Source organism: Kitasatospora sp. NPDC028961 (assembly GCF_055564815.1).
In genome coordinates this window covers 95,150-119,267 of the sequence record NZ_JBVHVO010000006.1, presented here as the reverse complement: position 1 = coordinate 119,267, position 24,118 = coordinate 95,150, and the positions used below count along the sequence as shown (strand labels likewise).

At 71.4% G+C, this 24,118-nt stretch carries 19 protein-coding genes; 7 read left to right on the top strand and 12 right to left on the bottom strand.

Annotation, left to right across the window (positions count from 1 at the left end; translation table 11 throughout):
• Positions 1-10: 10 nt before the first annotated feature.
• Positions 11-1,363 (top strand): NAD(P)/FAD-dependent oxidoreductase, encoded by a 1,353-nt coding sequence (locus ACZ4UX_RS14335; protein ID WP_465706819.1) that lies wholly within the window; start codon positions 11-13, stop codon positions 1,361-1,363.
• A gap of 350 nt (positions 1,364-1,713) precedes the next feature.
• Here the strand turns inward: ACZ4UX_RS14335 and ACZ4UX_RS14330 are convergent, their stop codons facing one another.
• From ACZ4UX_RS14330 to ACZ4UX_RS14310, 5 genes are all read right to left on the bottom strand, one after another.
• Positions 1,714-2,595, bottom strand: a complete 882-nt coding sequence (locus ACZ4UX_RS14330; protein WP_465706818.1) for a crotonase/enoyl-CoA hydratase family protein — start codon at positions 2,593-2,595, stop codon at positions 1,714-1,716.
• 60 nt (positions 2,596-2,655) lie between these two features.
• Positions 2,656-3,630 carry an NAD(P)H-dependent flavin oxidoreductase gene (locus tag ACZ4UX_RS14325; protein WP_465706817.1) on the bottom strand — a complete coding sequence of 325 codons (975 nt, stop codon included), beginning with the start codon at positions 3,628-3,630 and terminating at the stop codon, positions 2,656-2,658.
• A gap of 516 nt (positions 3,631-4,146) precedes the next feature.
• Positions 4,147-6,384, bottom strand: a complete 2,238-nt coding sequence (locus ACZ4UX_RS14320; protein ID WP_465706816.1) for an ATP-binding SpoIIE family protein phosphatase — start codon at positions 6,382-6,384, stop codon at positions 4,147-4,149.
• Positions 6,385-6,688: 304 nt separating this feature from the next.
• A complete protein-coding gene (locus ACZ4UX_RS14315) occupies positions 6,689-8,173 on the bottom strand; it encodes a flavin monoamine oxidase family protein (RefSeq protein ID WP_465706815.1) in 1,485 nt (494 codons plus the stop codon).
• 619 nt (positions 8,174-8,792) lie between these two features.
• The gene (locus ACZ4UX_RS14310; protein ID WP_465706814.1) at positions 8,793-9,473 is read right to left on the bottom strand and encodes a TetR/AcrR family transcriptional regulator; all 681 of its coding nucleotides are present in this window, start codon (positions 9,471-9,473) and stop codon (positions 8,793-8,795) included.
• A 387-nt stretch (positions 9,474-9,860) separates the two neighbouring features.
• Between ACZ4UX_RS14310 and ACZ4UX_RS14305 the strand changes: the two genes are divergently transcribed.
• Entirely contained in the window at positions 9,861-10,439 is a 579-nt protein-coding gene (locus ACZ4UX_RS14305; RefSeq protein WP_465706813.1) for a DUF4328 domain-containing protein, read from the top strand.
• 391 nt (positions 10,440-10,830) lie between these two features.
• Here the strand turns inward: ACZ4UX_RS14305 and ACZ4UX_RS14300 are convergent, their stop codons facing one another.
• On the bottom strand, positions 10,831-11,859 hold the full coding sequence (locus ACZ4UX_RS14300; RefSeq protein WP_465706812.1) for a LacI family DNA-binding transcriptional regulator: 1,029 nt from the start codon (positions 11,857-11,859) through the stop codon (positions 10,831-10,833).
• A 709-nt stretch (positions 11,860-12,568) separates the two neighbouring features.
• Between ACZ4UX_RS14300 and ACZ4UX_RS14295 the strand changes: the two genes are divergently transcribed.
• Entirely contained in the window at positions 12,569-14,728 is a 2,160-nt protein-coding gene (locus ACZ4UX_RS14295) for a DUF5054 domain-containing protein (protein WP_465706811.1), read from the top strand.
• A 168-nt stretch (positions 14,729-14,896) separates the two neighbouring features.
• On the opposite strand, the gene ACZ4UX_RS14290 is transcribed toward ACZ4UX_RS14295, so the two are convergent.
• Positions 14,897-15,406: an ArsI/CadI family heavy metal resistance metalloenzyme gene (locus tag ACZ4UX_RS14290; protein WP_465706810.1), complete on the bottom strand. Its 510-nt coding sequence runs from the start codon at positions 15,404-15,406 to the stop codon at positions 14,897-14,899.
• An 85-nt stretch (positions 15,407-15,491) separates the two neighbouring features.
• On the opposite strand from ACZ4UX_RS14290, the gene ACZ4UX_RS14285 reads away from it, so the two are divergent.
• The 4 genes from ACZ4UX_RS14285 to ACZ4UX_RS14270 are packed head-to-tail and all read left to right on the top strand — an operon-like array spanning position 15,492 to position 17,307.
• Entirely contained in the window at positions 15,492-15,884 is a 393-nt protein-coding gene (locus ACZ4UX_RS14285) for an ArsR/SmtB family transcription factor (protein WP_465706809.1), read from the top strand.
• Entirely contained in the window at positions 15,881-16,630 is a 750-nt protein-coding gene (locus ACZ4UX_RS14280; protein ID WP_465706808.1) for an aquaporin, read from the top strand. Before ACZ4UX_RS14285 ends, ACZ4UX_RS14280 begins: the two co-directional genes overlap by 4 nt.
• Positions 16,631-16,666: 36 nt before the next feature.
• Positions 16,667-17,086 carry an arsenate reductase ArsC gene (locus tag ACZ4UX_RS14275; RefSeq protein WP_465706807.1) on the top strand — a complete coding sequence of 140 codons (420 nt, stop codon included), beginning with the start codon at positions 16,667-16,669 and terminating at the stop codon, positions 17,084-17,086.
• A complete protein-coding gene (locus ACZ4UX_RS14270; RefSeq protein ID WP_465706806.1) occupies positions 17,083-17,307 on the top strand; it encodes a hypothetical protein in 225 nt (74 codons plus the stop codon). Before ACZ4UX_RS14275 ends, ACZ4UX_RS14270 begins: the two co-directional genes overlap by 4 nt.
• 802 nt (positions 17,308-18,109) lie before the next feature.
• Here the strand turns inward: ACZ4UX_RS14270 and ACZ4UX_RS14265 are convergent.
• The 5 genes from ACZ4UX_RS14265 to ACZ4UX_RS14245 all read right to left on the bottom strand — a co-directional run bounded on the left by ACZ4UX_RS14265 (position 18,110) and on the right by ACZ4UX_RS14245 (position 24,067).
• Complete coding sequence (locus ACZ4UX_RS14265) at positions 18,110-19,588, bottom strand: serine/threonine-protein kinase (protein ID WP_465706805.1); 1,479 nt, start codon at positions 19,586-19,588, stop codon at positions 18,110-18,112.
• On the bottom strand, positions 19,585-21,588 hold the full coding sequence (locus ACZ4UX_RS14260; protein ID WP_465706804.1) for a WD40 repeat domain-containing serine/threonine protein kinase: 2,004 nt from the start codon (positions 21,586-21,588) through the stop codon (positions 19,585-19,587). Before ACZ4UX_RS14260 ends, ACZ4UX_RS14265 begins: the two co-directional genes overlap by 4 nt.
• Before the next feature lie 278 nt (positions 21,589-21,866).
• The gene (locus ACZ4UX_RS14255) at positions 21,867-22,751 is read right to left on the bottom strand and encodes a helix-turn-helix domain-containing protein (protein ID WP_465706803.1); all 885 of its coding nucleotides are present in this window, start codon (positions 22,749-22,751) and stop codon (positions 21,867-21,869) included.
• Positions 22,752-23,241: 490 nt separating this feature from the next.
• A complete protein-coding gene (locus ACZ4UX_RS14250) occupies positions 23,242-23,754 on the bottom strand; it encodes a GNAT family N-acetyltransferase (RefSeq protein WP_359836805.1) in 513 nt (170 codons plus the stop codon).
• Between the two features lie 109 nt (positions 23,755-23,863).
• Complete coding sequence (locus ACZ4UX_RS14245) at positions 23,864-24,067, bottom strand: MbtH family protein (protein ID WP_465606995.1); 204 nt, start codon at positions 24,065-24,067, stop codon at positions 23,864-23,866.
• Between the last annotated feature and the right edge of the window lie 51 nt (positions 24,068-24,118).

Genomic DNA, 24,118 nt, shown 5'->3' with positions numbered 1-24,118 from the left:
GGAAAGAGTCGTGACGACGGAAGACGTGGAATACAGCACGTTCACCGGCTGGATCGATCCGCCCGTGGACATCCTGCCGGCACTGCAGGAGGACGTCACATGCGAGGTAGCGGTGATCGGTGGCGGCTTGGCAGGGATGTCCACGGCCTTGCGTCTTGCCGAGCGCGGCCATGACGTCGTCCTGCTCGAGGCCGAGTTCTGCGGTCACGGTTCCAGCTCTCGCAATGCCGGCCAGCTGGCGAGCGCGCCCGGCGGGGACATCCAGCTGCTCAACCTTCTCTTCCGCAGGAAGATGCCCGCGATGGCGCGTCTGACCGCGAACGCCGCGCATCACGTGGAGGACCTGATGGAGCGGCTCGCCATCGACTGTGACTACGAACCCACCGGCAACACCTTCGCCGCGGTCTCACGGGGACAGATGGGGCGAGTGCGACGCGTGGCGAAGATCCTGCGACGGGCGGGTACGAAGGTCGAGCTCGGCACGAGCGAGGACCTCGGCATTCCGCGCGGCTTCGTCGGTGGGATGCGCGAGTCCGAGGGCGGGACCATGAACCCGGGCAAGTTCACCCGGGGCGTGCGGCGCGCGCTGCTGGCGACCCCCGCGCGCGTCTTCGAGCGAACGGAAGTGACCGATGTCGTCCGCGACGGCGGCCGGGTCGTCCTGTCGACCCCCGGCGGCCAGGTGGAGGCGAACCGCGTCGTGCTCGCGACCAACGCCTTCGGCGGCGAGTGGGACATCACGCCCCGGCACCTCTCCGTACCGCTCTGGGTGATCGAGGTCGAGACGGAGCCGATCGCCCCTGACCGACTGGCCGCCCTCGGCTGGACCAGCAGGTCCGGTCTGATCACCCAGCACACCATCATGGAGAACTACCGGCTGACCGCGCGCAACACGATCGTGTTCGGCGTCCGCCGGATCGAGCGCGGTCGGCGGTACCCACTCCCCCGTTCGGAGAAGAGCCCGGACCCGGCGCTCGTCAACGAACTCGCCGGCGCGTTCGCCAGGCGCTTCCCCAGTTTGGCCGATGTCCGTGTTGCTCGATCGTGGGGCGGGTGGATCGCGATCACCCCGTCGTGGCTTCCGGTCGCAGGTCAGATCGGCGATGACGTCGTGTACTCCATCGCCTGCAACGGCCACGGCCTGGCACAGGCGCCGTACGTCGGGACTCTCATCGCGGACCTGATCGTCGACGGTGAGCGGCCCGCGGACCTCGATGTCCTCTGGGCGGAGAGCCCCAGGTTCCCCCGCCCGTTCATGATGAACCGGATCGGACTGCGCACCGTCTGGTACGTCGACCGCTTCAACGACCTGATCAACGGAAGCCGACGGAACGCCCGCAGGGGCTCATGGCCGGTGGCCTGAGCAGTTCTCCTCATGGGGTCAGGCCTGCTCATCGGCCTGACCCCGACCGCCAAGCCGCGCAACGTGTCACAGCTGCTCGCTCGGCGGCCTGTCTGTCACCAGCCCGACCGTAGGTGTACGGCTCGGCCCGCGCACCACCGTCGAACTGGCCCGTCCCCCGGCCCTGGCAGGTGGACCAGGGCGTCGTCCTCTCACGCCGCGACCGCCTCGCCGCCGTCCAGGCAGCGGAGCACACCGGAGGCACCACCCTGACGGTTGCCCGCGTCATCGGCGTCGTGGTGCGCTTGAGCCTGGGTGGACGACGAGCGGGGCCATCCGGGATCCGGACGGCCCCGCTCGTCGTCGTCCGGTCAGTGCGAGCCGGTCCATTCGTCGTAGAACGGCGGCATGGCCGAGGCTCGGCGGGTGAAGGCGGGCGACCGCTTCTCGCGGAAGGCCCGCACTCCCTCGTAGCCGTCGCCGGTGCTCGTGTAGAACATGGAGAGGGATTCCACTCGGTGTGCGTCCTCGGGATCGTCCAAGGACGCGTGACGGTACGTCATCTGCCGGATGAGCGCGGTCGACACGGGAGAACGGCCGAGCGTCCAGCGGTCCGCCAGTTCGCGCGCCCGCTTCAGGAGCTCGTCCGGGGCGTGAAGCGCGGTCGCCAGGCCCGCCTCCCTGGCGGCTTCCGCGTCGAGGATCTCGGCGGAGTACAGCAGGTCCAGTGCCCTGGGCATGCCGACGAGGCGGGGCAGGAACCAGGTCGAGACGGCTTCGGGCGTGATGCCCAGGCGGCCGAAGACGAGGCCGAACCGCGCGTTCGTGGACATCAGCCGGGCGTCCATGGCCAGGGTCATGGTCGCGCCGATCCCGATCGCGGCGCCGTTGATCGCGGCGATCACGGGCTTGCGGCAGGCGCGGATCGCCAGGGTGACCCTGCCTCCGGTGTCCCGGACCCCGGCGATGTCGGGGCTGCTCAGGTCGGCCATGTCGGCGAGCGTGGGCGTGCGCGACTCGTCGAGTCCGAACACGTTGCCGTCCGCGCTCAGGTCCATGCCGGCGCAGAAGGCCTTGTCGCCCGAGCCGGTGACGACGATCGCTCGTATGTCGTCGTCGTCGTTGACCTCGGTGAAGGTCCGTTCCAGTTCTCCGGCCATCGTCGGGGTGAAGGCATTGAGGTGCTCCGGCCGGTCGAGGGTGACGGTGAGGACGCCGTCGTCGACGCTGTGGCTGAGAGTGGTCCAGGTCATGGGCGCGTACTCCTGTTTTCCATCATCCTGTTGTTCCTGGGTCCTGGGTCCTGGGTCGCGTCAGCCGCGGAGCTCGGCGAGCCGGCCGATGGTCTTCTCGGCGTCGGCCACGATGCCGGTGACGATCTCCTGGCAGGTGGCCACCGAGGCGATGAGCCCCTGGGCCTGGCCGGCCCACCACAGGCCGTCGTCCATCTGCCCCTGTTCGAGCACACGGGTGCGGCCCCGGACGCCGGAGGCCAGCTCGGCGATGTCCTCGAAGGCCGCGCCGGGACGCTTCGAGCGGGCGACGATCTCCTCGGAGATCGCGTTGCGCGCGACGCGGCCGGTGTTCCCGAACTCGCGGAAGACCAGCTGGGTGGCCCGTTCGTCGTTGGCCACGATCTGGTCCTTGACGTTCTGGTGCACCGGGGCCTCGGCACTGGCGACGAAGCGGGTGCCCATGTTCACGGCACAGGCGCCGAGCGCGAGGGCGGCGGCGAGGCCGCTGCCGGTGGCGATGCCGCCGCTGGCGATGACCGGGATGTCGAGGCTTCGTACGGCGGCGGGGATGAGGACGAGGCCGGGGATGTCCTCCTCTCCGGGGTGTCCGGCGCACTCGAAGCCGTCGATGCTGACCGCGTCGACGCCGAGGCTCTGTGCCTTGAGGGCGTGCCGCACGGCCACCGCCTTGTGGATCACCTTGACCCCGGAGGCCTTGAAGTCGGCCACGTGCTCCGCGGGGTTGCTGCCGGCAGTCTCGACGACCCGTATGCCGCTCTCGATGATCGCCGCCCGGTATTCCGCGTAGGGCACGGGCTTGAGGGTCGGCAGCACGGTCAGGTTGACGCCGAAGGGCCGGTCGGTCATGTCACGGCACCGCGCGATCTCCCGCGCCAGGGCCTCAGGGGTGGGCTGGGTCAGCGCAGTCAGGAATCCGAGCGCGCCTGCCTCGGCCACGGCGGAGATGAGTTCCGCGGTTCCGACGCCGGTCATGCCGCCACAGACGATCGGGTGGTCCACGCCGAAGAGATCGGTGAAAGGGGTCGAAATCATGAGCGGGGCCGGCCAAGGCCCTCTCCGTTCTTACCGGTGCCGCGCACGCGGCGACTTCCGAGGCGCGGACGGCTTGGCGGGCCGAGGGCCTTAGTCAAACTCGAATCGTCTTTGAGTTTAGTGGGTGTCGACGCAGGGCTGTCAATCCTGTCCCGGGACTCGCACGCGATCCGCGTCAGGAGCGCGGCGGCGCCGGCCAGATCCGCCTACCTCGTCAACCCCCGGCTGCCGGTCGGCCCATGCCCGCGTGACGCGGTCCTTGACCTGGTCCGCGGGTCTGCATGCTTTCGCGCGGGCGTCACCCGGCGCGGAACCGTCCTTCCTCGACCTCCGCGACCGGTCCCGCGCCGATCAGCCGCTCCAGGTGCTGCACCGCGGTCCTGCGCTCGACCGGTTCCACGTGCGGACCTTCGATGTGAGGGCGGTAGACGAGACGGTGTGTGGCGACCTCCTCGACCGAGCGCGGCTCGACAAGGAACGACAGCAGCCTCGCGTCCCGCTTCCCGCTTCCCGCTGTCACAGCTCCGCATGGAGCAGCCGCGCCCCGTCGGAGCGGAGGGGCTGCTCGGCCCAGATGACCTTGCCTTCGCGGATGTGCCGTGTCCCCCAGCGCTCGGCGAGCTGGGCGACGAGCAGCAGCCCGCGACCCCCCTCGTCGAAGGTTCGGGCTCGGCGCAGGTGCGGGGCAGTGCTGCTGGCGTCGAAGACCTCACACGTCAGCGTGGACTGAAGGATGAGCCGCAGCCGGACGGGGGCTTTCCCGTAGCGGATCGCGTTCGTCACCAGTTCGCTGACCATGAGTTCTGTGGCGAAGGACAGTTCCTCCAGATCCCAGGTGGTCAGCGTGGCGGACGCGAAGCGGCGGGCATCAGCGACGGCCGCGGGGTCGGAGGGAAGGTCCAGTGTCGCGACGTGACCGGGGTCGAGTGCCCGAGTGCGCGCCACCAGGAGGGCGACGTCGTCGGAGGAACGGCTGGGCAGTAGAGCGGCAAGGATCCGGTCACAGATCTCGTCGGGCGGATCCTGTGGTTCCGCTGAGCCCACCGACTCGGGCGGCTCCGATGCTCTGGCGAGGATGTCACCCAGCAGTGCCCGGGCGGTGTCCACGTCGCGCGCGCGGCTCCGGATGAGGCCGTCGGTGAACAGAGCGAGCAGGCTGCCCTCCGGCAGCTTCAATCGGGTTGTTTCGAAGGGGAGGCCGCCCAGCCCCAAGGGGGGCCCGATCGGCGCCTCCAGGAGTTCGACCGGCCGGAAACCCCCCGGTTCGTCCTCGGCGCCCGGAGGAGCGACGACCGCCGGAAGGACATGCCCCGCGCTGGCGAAGGAGCAGACGCGGGACACGGGATCGTAGATCGCGTACAGGCAGGTGGCGCTGGTCTCGCCCACCTTCGACTCCTCCTCGTTCTGGAGCCGGATGACCACGTCGTCCAGGTGTGTGAGCAGTTCGTCGGGCATCAGGTCGATGTCGGCGAAGGCGCGGACGGCGGTCCGCAGGCGGCCCATGGTGGCGGCGGCGCGCAAGCCGCGCCCCACGACGTCGCCCACGACGAGGGCCACGCGTGCCCCGGACAGGGGGATCACGTCGTACCAGTCACCGCCGACTCCCGCCCGGGCCCCGCTGGGCAGGTAGCGGGCGGCCGCGACGACGGCCCCCTGTTCCACCATGCGCTGCGGCAACAGGCTGCGCTGGAGGGTGAGCGCGGTGGAACGTTCCTGGGTGTACCGGCGAGCGTGGTCGATGGACACGGCTGCTCTCGCCACGATCTCCCGGGCAAGGAAGAGGTCGTCCTCGTCGAAGGGGGCGGTGGTTTCAGCACGGAAGAACTGGACGAGGCCCAGGACCTCTCCGCCGGCCGGCAGAGGCAGCAGCAGGATCGAGTGGAAGCCGTCGTGGCCGTACGTCCCGTTTCCGCGCTCAGGGGCCGACGGCCACCATTCCCGCGTGGCGAGGTCTGGGCCGCGGAGCAGCGAGGCCCGGCCGGTGACCAGGGCCCTGGCCGGTTCGGATTCCGCAGGGTAGGTGTGCGTCCGGTCGGGCGTCGTGGGCGACTCCACCGTCTCCGTGTCCGACACGAGCCGATGGGCCACGCGGCGGAGCGGCGGCGGACCCGATGACGGCCGCGCGTCCTCGTCATCGAGAACGGTGGCGAGAAGGTCGACGACAACGAGGTCGGCGAAGTCGTCGGTTCCGACGTCCGCCAGTTCTCGGGCGGTGCGGCCGATGTCGAGGGTGCTGCCGATCCGCATGCTCGCCTCGGTGGTCAGGAGGAGCCGGCGCTGCAACCGCCGGTCGCGTTCCTCCTGGTAGGCCTCGACGACGCGCACGGAGCTGCGGTCCACGTACGCAAACCCCTGTGCCGAGAGCCGCATCGCCGCGGCGCTGATCAGTTCCGGATCGTCGGTGAGACGGGGCACCTCCGCCTGAAACAGCTGGAACAGCCCTACGTGGCCGAGGCGGTAGGCGCGGAGGAGCGTGCTGAGGGGAACGCCGCTGCGGGCGAACCTCCGGGCGATCTCGAGGGACTGGGGAGGCGCGTTCACCTCGGCCGCGTCGAGACCGTGCTCCAGGACGTCCAGGAGGGCGGTGAGGTGTCCGAGCGTCTCTTCTGAAATGAGGGAGGCGATGTCTTCGTGCCGCCACGGCTCGGGAAGCTCCCTACGCATGCGCACGAGCAGAGCGTCGACCGAATCCTTCGTCCGCGGTCTGAGTTCTCGGGCAAGGCGGCGGAGGAAATCATCCACATCGACCCTCATGGGAGCAATTCTCCGCAACGCCTCCGATGCCCGCCACCTCACGGAACGTGTCCCCGCCTGTCGGCGGAGACGGTGGGAGGTGCGCGATCATCCATGCGTACCCGACGACACGGTTGCCGGCCTCGTCCGCGCCCCGGACAACATCTGATGGACGCGGAAGTGAGCTGTCTTCGGAGGGTCCGTGGGGACCCGGGCCACCGCGCCGTCCGGCCGTGTGGAACTCCGCCCTCATGACGCGATGGCCCGTCCGTGACCGGCCGCTCAGGGCCCGAGAGCCACTGAGGAGACCGCCACGGAGTCGAGGTCAGCGCCCCAGACTCGTGAGAACGGCCCGTGCCGCGTTCTCGCCCGAGGTCGCCGCGTCAGCGAGCGAAGGCATGTGGAGCTGGTAGTCACCGGCCAGGTGGATAGGCCCGAGAGGGGCACGCAGCCGCGGCAGCGATGCGCGCCTTCCGGGGGCCCAGAAAGGCACCACACGGCGGTGCCGCCGCACGATTCCTTCTCCGATCTTTCCCCGGAGCTGGGGATAGACGGAGAGCAGGTCCCTTTCGAACCGGGTGGCGATCTCCTTGTCGGAGAGCTCGAACAGGCGGTCGGCCTGGGCGCCGCCGGCGAAGCACGCCAGCGCGCCGCCGGGCTTTCGCGTGCCTTGCTTGCGCATGGCGGCGGCATGGTTGAACACCGCCTGGAAGGAGTGCTGGGGCGTGGACACGGCGTAGAAGTCGTCCCAGGGCTGCGGCCCTTCCTCATCGGTGAAGAACCCGACGACCACGTAGCGGCCGTAGCGAATGTCCGCGAACGCGTCGTGGTACGCCTGCGGAAGCCCCGGAAGGAGCCGCGACGCGACATCGGTGGGGACCGCGACAACGGCCCGCTTCGCCCGCACCCGCACCGGGCCTCCCGCGTCGGCATAGTCGACGACGACCCCGTCCCCCTCCGCCTCCACGGACCGGACGGCGGCCCGGAGCCGGAGGCGTTCGCCGAGATCGGTGGCCAGAATGTCGGTCAGCGTCTGGTTGCCACCCACCGGAAGCGCGAAATTGGACTCCTTGTCCGGGTCCGTCACCATGACGGCGAGCGACATCATGAGCTGGGTCGCGGCCGTCTCGCCGGGTTCGCATCCCATCCACTGGCCGGTCAGTGACCTGAGGACGTCACGGGCCAGATCGGATCGGATGCCGCGAAGAAGATCCGACGCCAGACGGCTGTCCAGCCTGGCACGTACCCGCTTCGCCAGGCCGCTGTCCGACTCCATGAACGGGACGGACGAGACGATACGGGCGCCGACCACCGCCAGGCTGATCCGGTCCAGGAGACTCATTCGCGTACGGAACAGGAGCTCGGACAGTTTGGACGTGTCCACGAGCACGCCGTTGAGGACCAGCGCCGCGCTCTTGTCGGCCAGGGACCCCATCTCGATGCCGTGGTGGTGGAGAGCGTCGATCAGCGCCCCGGTGCCCTCGGTGAACTGCGTCCCGACATTGATCCAGTAGTCGCCCTTCCGGACGGTCTCGACACGTCCGCCCGCCCGCTCCGACGCCTCGAGCACGATGACATCGGCCCTGTCGGCAAGCACGGTGGCCGCCATCAGCCCCGCCATTCCCGCACCGACGACGACGACCTCGCAATTCTCCTCGCGCACAGGTCGCGCCGCGTTCGTCGCGTTGAGCTCGGGCTCCGCGTTCGCCATGTTCTTCCTCACTTCGTCATTCAGGACGGCTTCCACGTCGGCCTCTGTGCGAACAGCCGGCGTCGCAGCCGCGCGGTCTGTCGAATCGACGGTGGTCACGGTCTGCTCTGGGCGGACAAGCGGGCCCCGCACGTGGCCGGCGGCGACGCGCCGACCGGCAACGCATCTCACTCCCATGCCGTGCCCCGGACAGGTCGAGCTCGTCGACAGCCGACGAGAGCGCCACCGGTGGACCCTCTCGCGCCGTACGTCCAAGGCAGCCCGGACGACCCCGATCGAATCTCGATTCGAGTTCGACTTTACTCTTGGTTCGCGCTCCTGGACACCCCCATCCAGACCCCGACGCCACTGCGGCATGGCCCGACGGCGTCAGCACGTCGTGCGCGGCTTGCGCCGGTTCGGCTCGTCACCGTAGGCGGTGAACAGACCGTCCCCGCCGATCGGCCGGAACGCGCTCAGGTCCTTGCCGATCGCCTTGCGGAGCCGTGTCTCGTCGGAGAGTTCTGTGACCAGATCCAGGGTGGGCGACGAGGAGACCCCCGCCCGACTGACCGGCATGATCGAGTCCGGCCGCTACAACGAAGACGTCTGGGCCGGCTGACCTCGGCCACCGCACCCCTTCAAGCCCAGCGGCCACGGATACGCCGATGCGTCCGTGGCCGTGGATGCGGGTGTTGCCTACTGTCAAGGCCGCCGAATCTTGCCCCTGCCATCGATCCTACGAAGAGGCTGGCGCGTACGTTCGCAGGTAGGACGTGAGTAGGCGACGGTGCTCCGCGAGAACGGCATCGGCACCGGTCACCGGAGTGACGCGGAAGGCGACGTCGAGGAGCCGGTTTCCAGCCTCGAAGGACAGCTGAATGACCAGTAGCGGGGTGTCGGGGCGCAGGAGTCCCCGGCTCCGCGCGAAGTGCCAGAGCTGTTCGGCCATGGCCTCATCAAAAGCCTGGACCAGTTCCCTGAGAGGGTCACTGCGCCGCGCGAACCACAACTCGACACAGCTCGGATGCTCGCGGAAGTAGTCCAGCATGAGGTCGACGAGCGTGCCCACGGCATCGTCCAGCGTGGCCGGAGGGTTGTTGCCGCCGAAAACCTCGTTGATCAGGGTTTCGAGGTGGTCGATGTGGCGGCGCATGATCTCGGTATCGACCTGGTGACGGTCGGAGAAGTAGTGGTAGACCGAGGCGGTGGGAATGCCGGCGCGTTCTGCCGCACTCTTGAGAGTCGCCGCTTCGTAGCCGTCGGTCGCCAGGATCTGCTCAGCGGCGTCGAGTATCGCGTTGACCCGTTCGGCCCCTCGCCGCTGCAGCTGGGCATTCGGCCGAGCCGGTGCGTGAAGCGGCTTCTGGCCTGTTGTCGGGGCGGCAGTACGACGCCGCGACCGGCTCGCCTCAGACACGGAAGAGAGGGGGGATGATGGGGGACACGCGCCCATTCTAGCTGAGCGCGCGAAAGTGGATCGCGATCTGGTCACCTCAAGCACGCCGCCCCGGCTGCCCGAAATCCCCGAACCACGATCCGGCCCACGCGGATCCAGATCGGTTCGCGGCTCCCGCCGGCAGTTCTGCTACTGCACCGGCACTTCCGGCCCATCTGCCACGCACGATCGTGCGGTGACCGAGCAGCAGATGACACCCCGTCAGGGAACCGGGCCCGTGGGCCGCTATTGAGGACGCTCCGCAGCGCAGCGCCGGACGATGTTCCCGTGCCCGTCCGGATCGCACTGGACAGCCGGAATGATCAACACATAACCTCCCGACGATCATCACGTCGAGAGGACCCGTCCGTGGCACACGTCCAACCGGCCGACCCCCGGGAACCGGCCGGCAACCTCAAGGCGCTCGCCGTCCTGACGAATGCCGGTCTCGCCCTGATCAGTACAGCCTTCCTCTACTCCCCCTCGAACACCGTGATGGGCCTCCTCGTCCTGGTCACGCTCCTCGCCCTGGCGGCCGAAGCCATCGTGCGCAGCGTCTGGATCCGGCGGTGCTGGAGCAACGCGGAGGTGCTCGTTCCGGGCAGCCAGCGCAGCGGGCGCGGGTGGGCGGTCGGTGTGTGGTTCGTTCCGCTGGTCCAGCTCTGGCTGCCGCGGCGGGTCACTCTGGATATCCGGCGCGCGAGCGGTCTGCCGGACAGCGGGGTGGTGAACCTCTGGTGGGGCCTCAGCATCGCCGTCTACGTCAGCTACGTGCTGGCGGCCTTCCGGGACCTGCACGAGGTCGCCGTCCTGGCCGAGTGCGCTCTGGCGCTGGTCAGGATGGTGGCCTTCATCCGGATCATCGGCCAGATCACTTCCCGTCAGACCGAGGCGCTCGGCCTCCCCCCTGTCACGCAACTCGGCAGGCGGGCCTCCCAGCACGCGTGAGCCCGCTGACCCGGCCGGACACCGGAGCGCAGCCGTGGAGATCCACGCCCGACGGTGACGTGGTCGCGGACGACCGCGAGGTGCGCGACGCGGGCCGAGCAGGTGAGCAGCGGCCCGGGCCCGCTCGGGGGTTCGGGCGCCGGGCCGCTCCTCCTACGGTGACGCGGCCGACGGGCGGCCGCAGACGGGGTGACGCCGTGGCGGTGACCACCGGCGCGGTCGCACTCACCACGACGTCATGGCGTTGCGGGGGGTGTCAGGAAGTCGACGGCTGGGGAAAGAAGCCGGCGGCTGATGTGCGAGGCGGGCTGCTGGAACGGGGCTGCTCCGGGGTGCGGCGGATGACAGAGCCGTCTTCGCCGGGGCGGTGAGCACCGGTCGTTCGGTGAGGTCACCCGCCGGTGGTCCCGTAGTGGATGACACGGGTGGGGACCACCGTTCTGACGGCCGGCCGGGGCGCGCCCGTGCCACGGCTGTCGATACGGTCCAGCAGGATCCGGGCCGCGCGGCGGCCGATCTCGTCGGCGTCGTAGGAGACGATCGTCAGCGGCAGCCCGAGGACGTCGGAGAGTTCGAAGTCGTCGAAGCCGGACAGCGCGACCGGGCGGCCCAGCTCGTGCACGGCGCGAATGGCACCGTGGCTCATGCGGTTGTTGGTGCAGAACAGCGCCGTGGGTGCGCCGGGGCCGGACAGCAGGGCCAGCGCCGCACCCCGGGCGGCGGCCACGTCGGCCAGTCCGCGCCGGATGTGCCGCTCGTCCGGTGGGAGGCCGGCGGCTTCGAGCGCCGCCCAGTAGCCGCGGAACCGCTCCGCCCCGGTGTAGTCGACGTGGGAGTCGCCCAGGAAGCCGATGCGCCGGTGGCCGTCGGCGACGAGCTGCCGGACACCGTCCTGCGCTCCGCCGAAGTCGTCGACCAGGACGCAGTCGGCGTCGATCCCGGCGGGCGGTCGGGTGGCCAGCACGATCGGTGTGTCGTACAGGACGGCCGGCGCCAGGTGCCGGTGGCTGCTGCCCGCGGGTACCACGATCAGCCCGTCGACCCGGTGAGCGGCCAGGTCGGTGACGAGTTCGTGCTCGCGCTCCAGGTTCTCGCCGGTGTTGCTGAGCAGCACTCGCATGCCCCGCGCGGCGACGACCTCCTGGACGCCCAGGGCCAGGCGCGAGTAGAAGGGGTTGGCGAGGTCGGTGACGACCAGTCCGACCAGGCCGCTGCCGCTGCCCAGCCGGAGGCTGCGGGCGTTCTCGTTGCGCCGGTAGCCGAGCGCGTCCACGGCGGCCAGCACCCGGTCGCGGGCGCCCGGGCTGACTCCCGGGTCCGTCTTCAGGACGCGTGAGACGGTCATCGCGCTGACCCCGGCGTGCGCCGCCACGTCGCGCATCGTCGGTGCGCCGCGTTCGCCGGACCGGCCGCGCGCCATGGTGATCCCTCCACTCGCGGAACGGTCCGTCGGTGGTCTGCCCACCGGCCGCGGCCGCCCCTCTGTGCCCGGTGACGCCGGTCCGTTCCCCGCCGTCGGCGTCTTCGCCTGCTCGCGGCGCGGCGCCGGTCCACGCCCTTCGGCGCCCTATTCTAGAGGCGCTCGCGCACCCGGCCCGCTGTGGACCGGCCGGCCCAGTGGGCGGCACCGATGAGCGGTGCGCCCGGTCGTGCGGCCAACCGCAGTTCCATCCGTGCGGGCAGCCCGCGTCGGCGGGATAGCGGGGTTCGAGTTCGTAGGGGCGGGGCTGGTGCACGGGAGCTCCCGATCGTGGAGGGGTGAGGCGGCGACGGTATCGTTAACATTCCCTGCCCGACAAGCCTCTCCCCGGACCGGGCCCTCGATATGCTCGATGAGCGGTGAGTATCCGGAAGAGTGGAGACGACTCTTGTCCTCGCTGGAATGGTGTCGTTAACATTCTGCTCTCCGGCCCACCACGCAGTGGTCCGCAGGAGCTCCCCGTCCGGCCGGAAGGCGGGCCGCGACGCGGGTGTGACCCTTCCCGCCCCTCCCCCGCCCCACCGCGCGCTCGGGCACCGCGCGAGTGGCTTACCGGATCCGTCACCGTGGACACCATCACCGCCGGTCGGTGCCCCCACCGCAGCACCGCCGCACCAAGATCCCGAATCCCACCGATCGAAGGACCGTCATGCTCCGGCCCCACCGCGTCGCACCGATCCCCGTTCCCGCCTCCCGTGCCGCCGCCGGGCCGACCCGGGTTCACGTGGTCTACAAGACCCATCTCGATCTCGGGTTCACCGACCTCGCGGTCAACGTCCTCAGCCGGTACCGGGACGATTTCATCCCCGCCGCGATCCGGCTCGGACGTGATCTGCTCGACGCGACCGGGAGGCGCGAGTTCATCTGGACCACCGGGTCCTGGCTCATCGCGCACGCGCTGGAGCACGGGACGGCGGCCCAGCGCCACGACCTCGACGCGGCCGTCCGGGACGGGATCGTCGCGTGGCACGCGCTGCCGTTCACCTCGCAGACCGAACTGATGACCCGGGCCACGATCGAGCACGGCCTCGAAGTGTCGAGGCGACTGGACGCGGAGTACGGCCGCGAGACCTGTGCGGGCAAGCTGACCGATGTCCCGGGCCACACGGTCGGACTCGTGCCACCGATGGCGGCGGCGGGCGTGCGGTACCTCCACATCGGTGCGAACCCGGCCTCGCCCGTGCCGGACGTCCCGGGCCACTTCGTCTGGCGCGCACCGGACGGCAGCGAGATCGTGGTGTCGTTCGACCCCGAGTACGGGTCGGACCCGGAGGCGGCGCAGGTGCGGCGACTGCCCGGATCGGACGAGGCGCTGTTCCTCGCGTTCACGAACGACAACCACGGTCCGCCCACCCGCGAGGGCGTGGAGCGCCTGCTCGCCGTGCTGCGCGAGCAGTACCCCGATGCCGAGGTCGGCGGATCGACCTTGGACGCCTTCGGCCGGGCGGCCTGGGCCGCCCGCGCACACCTGCCGGTGGTGGACCAGGAGATCGGCGACACCTGGATCTACGGGGCTTCGGCCGACCCGGTCCTCACCTCCCGGCTGACCCGCCTCCAGCGGTTGCGCGACCAGTGGCTCGCCGACGGCCGACTGGAGCGCCACGGCCCGGTGGACTGGGTGCTCGCCGACGAGCTCGCCATCGCCGCCGAGCACACCTGGGGCTACGACGTGAAGAGCTACCTGCCCGACTACACGGTCTACACCAAGGCCGACTTCCGGGCCGCTCGTGAGCGGGACGAGATCGACCTCGACCGGAGCGTCCCGTCGAGCCTCGGTCACCTGCGAAAGTTCGCGCAAGGGTCGTTCGGATACGCGGCGACCCTCGCGTCGTTCGACGAGAAGCGCGCGCACACGCAGACCGCGCTGGACGTCCTCCCGGCCCGCCTCCGGGCCGAGGCGGACGCCGAGCTCGCGGTGGTGCCCGCCGCACCGCCGGCCGACGCCACCGAGGCGCACGGCCGCGTGGCGCTCGACGGAGTCGAGCTGGAGATCGACGCGCACGGCGCCCTGATCGCCCTGACGGTGGCCGGGCACCGCGTTCTCGCGGCCGGTCCGACCGGTGCCGACCCGCGCGGCCACGGCGAGCTGGGCGCGTACTCGTACGTCGCGTACGGCGCGAGCGACGAGCAGCGCTGGTTGCGCGAGTACGTGCGCGACCCGGAGCGGAACGCGGACTGGGCGTTCCCCGACCTGGGGAAGCCGGGGCTGGACCTGGTGCGTCCCGAGCGGGTGACCGAGGTGTTCCGGCCCAATGTGCGGACGGCACACAGCTGGACCGACGCCGACGGTTCGACAGTGCTCCGGGTCACGGCCGGAATGCCCGCGCGGGCCACCGAGGAGTTCGGGGCGCCCCGGTCGATCACGATCGAGTACCGGGTGTCGCGGGGAGATGTACTGCGACTGGGGGTCACGGCGTTCCTGCGTGACAAGGACGCGTTCTACGGTCCCGAGGCCTCCTGGCTGCACCTGCGCCCGATCGTGGCGACACCGTCCCGCTGGCGGCTGCTGAAGTCGGGTGTGCCGGTGAACCCGCTCGACGTGGTGCGCGACGGTGGCCGGGCGTTGCACGCGGCCCACGAACTCGTGTACGCCGAGGCTCGGGGGTCGGTGCGGATCACCCCGCTCGACACGCCGGTGCTGGCCGTCGGAGGGCCGCGGATGTTCTCCCACGACAACACTTTCGGGGACCCGGGCGAAGGCTTCGGCTTCTGCCTCCACAACAACGTATGGGGTACCAACTACCGGCAGTGGTTCGAAGAGGACCAGCGCGCCGAGTTCGTCCTGGAATTCGGAGGGCTCCCCCGGTGAACCCCCGGCAGGGCGGGGTTAACCGGCCCGTTGTCCCAGCCGCGTGCGCAGGAGGCGGTTCTCCTCCTCCAACGCGGCCAGCCCGTCCTGCAACTGGTCCGGGCGGGGCCCGAGTTCGGACGCGATGACCGCAGCAGATCAATCACCGAACAGCTGGGGCGGGGCGGGTTAGCCGCCGCACGCGCAGCCTGCGGCGGTCTTCGCCTCGGCCGGGCTCTGGGTGGGGTCGACGGCCTGTTCGTCGGGGGTGCAGCAGGCGGTGGTGCCGCAGCAAGCCTCCGGCGCACTGTCGGCGCTCTTGCCAAGGGTGTCCGCGTCGGCCTTCACGACGTAGACCTCCCACGGCTCCTTGCCGGGGCCGTGCACCCACGTCTTGTCCTGGAGCGCGTAGCAGCAGGAGGTGTCGTTCTCCTCGAAGGTGGCCAGGCCCGCGTCCTTGAGCCGGCCGGTCGCCGCGGCCACCTGCTCGGTGGACTCGACCTCGACGCCGAGGTGGTCCAGGCGGGTGTCCTCGCCGGCCTCACCCTCGATGAGGACGAGCTTGAGCGGGGGCTCGGTGATGGCGAAGTTCGCGTAGCCGGGGCGGCGCTTGGCCGGCTCGGTGCCGAAGAGTTTGGCGTAGAAGGCGACGGAGCCTTCGAGGTCGGCGACGCGCAGGGCGAGCTGAACACGGGACATGGCGGTTCCCCTCTGAGGTCTTGTTTCGACGTCTGTCGATACAGTGAGCTTGCCTCTCCGGATAGATGGCTGTCAACATAGACGTATGTCGAATCTGGAACTGCCGGTGCTCGGCCAGGACGACGCGGCGGCGTGCTGCTCGCCGATGGTCCGCGAGCCCTTGGGCGAGGAAGCCGCCACGGACCTGGCGAAGATGTTCAAGGCCCTGTCGGACCCGGTGCGGCTGCGGCTGCTGTCCCTGATCGCCTCGCACGAGGGCGGAGAGGCCTGCGTCTGCGACCTGACCGGCCCCTTCGAGGTCTCCCAGCCGACCATCTCCCACCACCTGAAGGTGCTGCGCGAGGCCGGGCTGGTCGGCTCCGAGCGGCGTGGGACCTGGGTCTACTACTGGGTGCTGCCCGCCGCGCTGGCCAAGCTGTCCGCCCTGCTCCAGACTCCGGCAGGCACGGCCGCCCAGACGGCAGGAGGCGCGAGATGACCGAGGTGGCTCCGCTCGGGCGCCGGGCCGCGGTCGAGTTCGTCGGCACCGGCGCCCTGGTCGCGGTCGTGGTCGGCTCCGGCATCCAGGCCACCCAGCTGTCCCAGGACGTGGGCGTGCGGCTGCTGGCCAACTCGCTGGCCACCGTGTTCGGTCTCGGCGTGCTGATCGCCCTGCTCGGCCCCGTCTCCGGGGCGCACTTCAACCCTGCTGTCACCCTGGCCGCCTGGTGGACCGGACGCCGCGGCGGGGAGGGCCCGGGCCTGCGCGAGGTCGCCGCCTACCTGCCCGCGCAGATCGCCGGGGCGATCGGCGGAGCGGTACTGGCGGACGCGATGTTCGCGCAGCCGCTGGTGCGCTGGTCCACCCACGACCGCTGGGCCCCGCATCTGTGGCTGGGCGAGGTCGTGGCGACCGCCGGCCTCATCCTGCTGATCTTCGGTCTGGCCCGGGCCGGCCGGGCGCACTTCGCCCCGGTCGCGGTCGCCTCCTACATCGGCGCCGCGTACTGGTTCACCTCCAGCACGTCGTTCGCCAACCCGGCCGTCACGGTCGGCCGGGCGTTCACCGAGACCTTCGCCGGGATCGCCCCGCCCTCGGTGCTGCCGTTCGTCGCCGCCCAGCTCGTCGGCCTGGTGGTCGGCGTCGCCTTGGTCGCCGTGCTGTTCGGCCGCCCCGTCGCGGCTGCCGCCGAGGACGTCGTGGTCCCGTACGACGTGCACCACCCGGCCGCCGCCGGCCGCTGAACCCCGCCCCACCGTTCCTGCCCGAAGGAAGAACCCGTGAACTCTCCTGCCGTCCCGTCCGTGCTGTTCGTCTGCGTCCACAACGCCGGCCGCTCGCAGATGGCCGCCGCGTTCCTCACCCGCCTCGGCGGCGAGCGCGTCGAGGTCCGCTCCGCCGGATCCGCCCCTGCCGACACGGTGAACCCGGCCGTGGTCGAGGCGCTGGCGGAGGTCGGCATCGACATCTCCGCCGAAGTGCCGAAGGTGCTGACCGCCGAGGCGGTGCAGGCCTCCGACGTGGTGATCACCATGGGCTGCGGCGACGCCTGCCCGTACTTCCCCGGCACCCGGTACCTGGACTGGAAGCTGGATGACCCGGCAGGCCAGGGCGTCGACGCCGTGCGCCCGATCCGCGATCAGATCGAGCAGCGCATCCGAGGCCTGCTCACCGAGCTCGGCATCGAGGCCACAGCATGAACGCCGCCGTGGCCCTCACGGCGATGCTGCCCGGGCACGCCGATCAGGTGCTGACGATCTACCAGCACGGGATCGACGGCGGCGACGCCACCTTCGAGAACGACGGCGCCTTCAGGGACACCCCGGTCGGGCTGCCCGTGATCCGTCGCCCCTGGCTGCACAGGTGTCACGACGCGCGCTGGAAGTCCTGGGAATCGGGGCGCGGAGTGGCGCGCCCCTGAGCCTCGCCCCCGTCGTTGGGCTGCCCCGTCTGCGCACGCTCTGCGCCTACCCCGGCACGCTTGCCGACCCGCTGGAGATCGCGGCGCTGACCGGGCTGGAGTTCCTCGATTTCGGGCCCGGGGATTGGGGAGTCCTGCTCGACGCCGGAGCAGTCCCACGCAGCCTTTCGGCTGCCTCCATCCAGACGTTCGGGAGAGAGGACCCGCGGCCCATCGTGGCCCTGGCCGCCGAGATCCTTGCCCTTGGGAACCGTCCCCTGGTCACCGAGGCCGTTGTCAACGGTGACCTCGGCCCCTCGTCATAGCCCCGCCTGACCGGCGAACGCCATCGGCCCCTCACGTTCGTGTGGGGGACCGATGGCGTTCCTGCACAGCAATGGCCGGTCAGTTGGCCGGCCGCACTGGGTCGGTTGACCACGTCCTACGAGGGGCTGATGTGGGACGACCGTGCCAGAGTCCTCCCCCTGTCGTCGGCGCCCGCGCGACCAAGGCGACAGCGAAGTGCATGCGAACCCGTAGCAGCCTCTGGCGCCGGTCATGCGGTACAGGGTCCGGCAGGCCATGCCGCCCGTCAGCGTTTACCCGTGACACCCACCAGCTCGTTCTGCACCTCGCAGCTCCTGACGAGGCTGACCGACGCGCCGCCGAAGACGCTCTGGCCTCGCTCGGCCCGGCAGCCTTTGCCAGCCCTGATGGACCACCTCGGTGACGCTGCTTCACTGGCAAGGAGGCTGTCACCACCCCGCTGCACTCCCACTCCCAGGCCGCTGGCCAGCGGTAATGGAGAAGTCCTGCTGGAGTATCAGGTGTGCTTCGTTCCACCGGCCAGCCTCGGGGACAGGTCCCTGGCGAAGGCGACCGCGCCGGAACAGCCGGTGGTGCCGCCCGGCTCGTCCTGGATGACCGCGGCGTAGCCGTCGGGGGCGCGCCAGCTGACCTCACACTGTCGGTCGTACTCGTCCGCGTAGGCCGAGCCGGACTCCAGGACGGTCAGGTCGATCCTGCTCAAGTCCTGCGGCGCCTTGCGGTCGGAGATCAGCTGGAACGGGGCCTTGGAGTAGGCGAGAGTCATCGAGCTGGTGTTGCCCGCCGTCGCCGCCCCCAGCCTCCAGGTGCAGGTCTGCACCGCCGCGGAGCCGTCGGTGAAGTCGTCGTGCTGCCCCACGCTGGTGAGCTGGTTGCGCTGGAGGAGGTCGTAGGTGCTCAGGTCGCACGGGTCGCCGCTCCAGGCCGCCGCCGTGCTGGTCGGCCCCGCTCCCGCTGTCCCCGCCTCGCCCTCGCCGAAGGGGTGCGGGAACGACAGCGCGGCCCAGACGGCGCCGCCGACGGCCAGCGACGCCGCCGCGGCCACCCGTGCCCGACGGCGCACCGGCCGGGGCGCGGTGCGCACTCTGACGCTCGCGCGCTCCCGCAGCACGAGCGTCTCGCTGCGCCGCTCGCTGATCATCGCGGCCACCCCGACAGGCAGCCACTGGATGTCCTCGGCCGAGGTCGCCAGGTGGCGCAGCACATCCGACACCAGCGGACGCCTCCCCGGCTCCGCGGCCAGGCAGATCCGGACGAAGGCGGCCAGCTCCTCGGGTACCCCGTCGAGGTCGGGGGCCTGGTGGACCGTCCGGTAGAGGATGACGTCCGGGCGGCCCTGTCCGTAGGGGCTGTGCCCGGTGGCCGCGAAGGCGAGGACGCAGCCGAGCGCGAAGACGTCGGAGGCCGGCCCGGTCGGCTCGCCCCGTGCCTGCTCCGGCGACATGAAGCCGGGTGTGCCGATCACTGCTCCGGTGTGCTGGCCGCCGTCGAGGGCCCGGGCGATGCCGAAGTCGATGACGCGGGGGCCGTCGTCGGCGACGATGACGTTGCCGGGCTTCAGGTCGCGGTGGACCAGGTCGGCGGCGTGGATCGCGGCCAGTCCTTCGGCCAGGCCGGAGCCGAGCACCCGGAGGGCCCGTTCGGGCAGCGGTCCGATGTCCCGGACCACCTGGTGCAGCGAAGGTCCGGGGATGTAGGCGGTGACCAGCCAGGGCCGTACCGCGTCGGTGTCCGCGTCCACCACCTGCGCCGTGTAGAAGCCGCCCACCTTCCGCGCCGCGCTGACCTCCAGGGCGAACCGGCGGCGGAATTCGGCGTCGTGCGCGAGCTCGGCGGCCACCACCTTGACCGCCACCAGCCGCCCGCCCGGCGAACGTCCGAGGAACACCTCGCCCATCCCACCCCGGCCGAGTCGCCGCACCAGCTCGTACGGCCCGACGTGACGGGGATCCGTCCCGTCCGGTTGCTCGATCACGCGAGCGACCGGATCTGGACCGCTGCCAGCAGTTCGGCGGTGTCGGTGCACGCGGCGATCGTCCTGCTGTCGGGGCCGAACGCCACGAGACGGTTGCCGGTGCGCCCGGTCGGCACCGGTGTCTGCCGACCGGAGGGGAGGGCCCAGAGCACCAGCCCGTCGCCCGTGGAGCCGGCCCCGGCCAGCATCTTCCCGTCGGGGCTGAGGGACAACGACTGGTAGCGCGACCCGACCTCGGCGAGGGTGGTGGTCAGCTTCCTGGCGGCGGTGTCCCAGGCGGCGATGCCGCCGAACGCCCCGTAGAGCGTCCGGCCGTCCGGGGCGAAGGCGAGGGCGGTGACACCGAAGGCGTCCGTCCGGGCCAGGGAGAGCGTGGCGATCGGGGCGAAGGAGGCGGTGTCGAAGAGGTCGACCGCCCCCTTCAGATCGCTCCCGTACCCGACGGCCAGTACCTTGCCGTCCGGACTGAACGCGACGCTGCCCGCCCGGCCGAAGGTCCCGTTCGAGCCGGGGCCTACCGGAAGGGAGGCGACCTGCTTGCCCGAACTCACCTCCCACACCAGGGCCTTGCCGATGCTGTCGCGCCCGTCCCGGCCGAGCGCCACCAGCCGTCCGTCCGGGCTGAACGCCAAGGTGTGAGCCTGCGCCATCAGGTTCTCCTCGGAAGGGCAGGACAGCATCACCACCTCACGGCGGGAGGCGATGTCCCACAGCGTGACGGCCACCCTCCCGTGCTCACGGGCCTCCGGGTCCTGGCTCCGCAGGTCGGGCGGCAGGGTGTAGGCGGCTGCCAGCAGGCCGCTGGTGGGGCTGAACGCCAGCGCGGACACGTAGTCCAGGGCTCGTTCGAACGAGATCTCCCCGGTCTTGCTCAGCGCGACCGCGTCGATCAGGACCACCTTGTTCCGCGCCCCGGCTGCCAGCAGCCGACCGTCCGCGCTGTAGGCGAGGCTCCGGGCGTCGGTGTCGTTGCGGCCGAGCTCGATCGTGGTGGCCGGGCCGAGCCGCACGGCTCCGGGCGCGGAAGCTCCGTCCGTGGCCGGTGGTGCGGCCGTCGGCTTCGGCGTCCCGGCGGCGTCGCGCGCGCCGAGCCGGATCCCGACCGGTACGCCCACCAGGCCGACGACGCCGGCCCCCGCGGCCAGCAGGAGCGTCCGCCGGCCCGGCCGCCGCGCCGCGCCGTGGACCCCGGCCTGTGCCTCGCGCTCCCCGACCATCCCCGCGACGGCCGACGGCAGCCAGGCGTCCGGGGGGTTCCCCGCCAGGCTCCGGAGGACCTCGCCCACGGCCGGCCGCCGGACCGGGTCCTTGGCCAGACAGGCCCGGACCAGGTCGAGCAGCTCGGCGGGCACCCCGTCGAGGTCCGGTTCCCCGTCGACCACCCGGATCAGCGCGTCCGAACCGGACACGGAGCCGAACGCGTTTCGCCCCGTGGCGGCGAAGACCAGCACCCCGCCGAGCGCGAACACGTCCGAGGCCGGAAGTGTCGTGCCGGCCCGCACCTGCTCCGGCGCCAGGAAGGTGCCGCCCGGTGCGGCGGCGACCGTGCGGGAGGGGTGCGCGGCGTCCCACAGGCGGGCGAGGGCGAAGTCGGTGAGGCGCGGGCCGTCGTCGGCCAGGATCACGTCGCCCGGGGTGAGGCCGCCGTGGACCAGGCCGACCGCGTGCACCCCCGCCAGCGCCTCCGCCAGACCGGATCCCAGGGACCGGACCGGCTCCGCCGGCAGGGGCCCGTGCACCGTCACCGCTTCCCGCAGCGACGGACCCGCGATGTACTCGCTGGCCAGCCAGAACACGCCACCGTCCGCGCCACCCGCCACCACCTGCGCGGTGTGGAAGCTGCTCACGGCGCGCGCTGAGGCCACCGTCTCCTCGAACCGGCGCCGGAACTCGCCGTCGGCGGCCAACTCCGGAGCGACCACCCGCACCGCGAGCAGCCGTCCACTGCGCGAGCGGCCGAGGAACACCGTCCCCAGCGCACCGCCCCCCAGCCTCCCCACCAGCCGATGGCCGCCCACCTCGCGTGGGTCACCCGCGCGCAACGGCGCCGTCATCGCAGCCCCTCCCCGGTCGTCCCGTGGCGCCCGGGCCCTCCGGACGCCACACCCCCGCGGTGGCGTCACGTCGCGCGCCCCCGTCACGTCGCGCGCTTCCGTCGCCCCCGTCGCCCCACGTCGCGCCTCGTCGCGCCTCCGGACACGACCGACGTGGTGACGACCGGCACCGCACATGGGAGCGTAGGCGGGTACGGAGGGACCTGGCTTGGACGAATGTGACCTCATGTCAGGAGGGCGAGCGCGTCCTCGACCGGCCGGGTGGCCGTGGTCATCCGCCCAGGGGTGATCCCGGCCAGGGCCTGGAACTCACGGCTGAGGTGGGCCTGGTCGTAGTAGCCGCAGGCGGCCGAGAGCCCGGCAAGGCCGGCGGTCCCGCCGGCGAGCATCTCCGCGGCGCGACGGAACCGCAGCACCCGGGCCGCGGTCTTCGGCGACAGCCCCACCTGCTCGGTGAACCGGCGGACCAGGTAGCTGCGGCTCCAGCCCACCTCCTCGGCGAGGCCCGCGATGGGGATCGAGCCGGCCGAGGCCGCGAGCAGGCGCCATGCGTGGTCGACCTCGGGCGCGGGCGCCGGCCCCCGGTCGAGGCGGCCCAGCAGGAACCCGTCGAGCAGGTCGAACCGGCCGTCCCAGTCGGGGGTGGCCGCCAGCCGTTCCACCAGGATGTCGGCCTCCGGGCCGAACAAGCTGTCCAGCCGTACCACCAGGTTGGTCAACTCCCTCATGGGCAGGGCGAACAGCCGGTAGGCACCGAGCGGCGTGAACTCGAGACGGATCACCTCCTGCCGGCCCCCGGGGTGTTCGCACAGCGCGGGCCGGTCCTCCATCCCGACCACCAGCGAGTCGATCCGCCCGGTGCCCGGTCCGGGTGTCCCCAGACGGCGGACCTGGCTGAACGGTTCCCCCAGACTTACCGTCAGGACGACGTGCCCGGTCGGGACCATCCGCACCTGGTAGGGCGGGGCCAGGTGCGAGTATCCGATGCGGCCGCGCATGTACGGCCGTAACCCGGGGTGCAGCGGGCGGGTGACCTGCCGCAGCCCACCGGCCGCCGGGGCGCCGACGCCCTGACCTGTCGTGCTGCCGCGTCCGACGCGATGGTTCACGAGACGACCCCCAAAGATCAGCGGCCCGCCGGGTGCGGGGCGCCTTGCCACCGCCGGTGGCCGCACCCACAGGGTCCGGCGCGGGCAGCCGCCGTCCGACCGTGGAGCCGGTCAGTGCCACTCCACTCGATGCTACGGCGTCCCACCCGCGACCGACCGGGGTCAGGGCGGTGGCGTGGTGCTCTCCCTTGCCGACGTCCGGACCGAGACGGACGTCGATGTCGCCCGTGTCGATCACGTGCCTCGCCGCAATGTCTGTACTCCCCCGGCCTCACCTGCGGCATCAGCGTGCGGGCGAGGTGATCTGCGCGTGGTGGCGGCGATCCGCCAGGTGATCGGTGGGAGCGTCAGTGAGGATGTTCATGAACGGTCTCCGGGCAGGGCTGACCTACTGCCCGGCCCGCAGCGGGTCGGCGGTGCGGCCGCGGCGCGGGCTCGGCGGCCGGGCGGGCTCACGTGCGTGGACGGCGTCCCGGGTGACCCGGTGGCGTCACGTCGGTTCCTCCGTGGAGACGGCCAGGAGCTTCGTCACCGAGCCGTCCTCGCCGACCACGTCGCGCAGGTGCCGGAAGCCCAGACGGCGGCACATCTCCAGACTCGCGGTGTTCTCCGCACCCACCATCCCGTAGGCCTCCTTGAGCCCGAGGTGGTCCGCGGCGTGGCGCAGCAGGCCGCGGACGGCCTCGCTGCCCAGTCCCCGGCCCCAGAACTCGGGGGCGAGCGCGGTGATCAGTTCGTGGCCGTCGACGTTGCCGGTCTTCTTCAGCTCCGCGTGGCCCGCGTATCTCCCGTCGTGCCACAGGCCCCACACGTCGAACAGGTCCTTGGGGTACACGTCCGTCTGGATCGCGCGGAACAGCACGCGCAGCTCCGACTCGGGGGCGCGTTCCTGGCCCATCCAGTGGCACACCTCCTCGATGCGCAGCAGTGCGACGAAGGCGTCCTCGTCCTCGGGCCGGTAGGGGATGAAGTCGAGGCGCTCGGTGCGCAGGGCGGGGGTCATGGCGGGCTCCGATCGGGGTGGGCACCGTGGCGGTGGCAGGGAGCGGGGGAAGAGGGGCGGGGGCGCCGGGCCGGCGTTGTGCGGCCGGCGCCCCCGGTCGGGTGGCCGGTCAGGACTCGCTGTTGGCCATGCGCTCGCGCAGGCTGCGCGGGCGCATGTCGGTCCAGACCTCGTCGACGTAGGCCATGCACTCGGCTTCGGTGCCCTCCTTGCCGACGCTCTGCCAGCCCGCGGGTACCTCGATGTCGGCCGGCCAGAGCGAGTACTGCTCCTCGTCGTTGCGCAGCACCTGGTAGCGGGTGTTCTCGTCCATGTCACGTTCCTCGGTGGTAGCTGGGGTGCGGTCGGCGGTGATGGTCGGGCG